The 556-nt window shown below is 34.0% G+C and carries 1 protein-coding gene; it reads right to left on the bottom strand.

Features of this window, described 5'->3' with window-relative positions; translation table 11 throughout:
- Positions 1-56 precede the first annotated feature (56 nt).
- Positions 57-392 (bottom strand): hypothetical protein, encoded by a 336-nt coding sequence (locus tag QVO88_RS06515; protein ID WP_022287692.1) that lies wholly within the window; start codon positions 390-392, stop codon positions 57-59.
- Positions 393-556: the final 164 nt, after the last annotated feature.

The following is a 556-nucleotide window of genomic DNA, read 5'->3' on the forward strand; positions in this document are numbered from 1 at the left end:
CAGCAATACCCGAAATTGATTATTGATATGCTCTATTTCATTGTACTGGGTGCTGGTTAAAATCTATTGCAAAACATATCTGTGATTTTCCCTGTATCCATATCTATTATCAAGTATCTTCCTAAAGTATCAACGACTGTCAACCCTTTGGTTATTGTGATGCCCACATACGGAAGCTGTTTTTGACCAATAAATTTGCTGTCAGGCTTTTTGATTTTCCACAACTTGTGAAGTTCATTATCAAAGCAATAAACTAAGTTATAGTCGTCGCCTGTGAAGTCCTCAAGTATAATCAGATACTCTGACATAACGATATAATCTATTATTTTTCTTTTCATAGTTACCGACTTATCGTTATATGTGAGAATGTTATTCATAATGGATACTTTCAAAAAAAACATCTCCTTATATTTTTCTTTTATTGTAAAACCATTCAGCTTTCTCTTGACCCAAAAGGTTATACTGTTGCGCTCCCGAATCACCGCCAAACAATGCATTTGGAATATGCTGGCCTTTTGATTCGTTTATTTTAGTGTAAATATCTTGCCATGCTCTA

Source organism: Ruminococcus sp. CAG:57, assembly GCF_000435935.1.
Taxonomy (GTDB): domain Bacteria; phylum Bacillota; class Clostridia; order Oscillospirales; family Ruminococcaceae; genus Hominimerdicola; species Hominimerdicola aceti.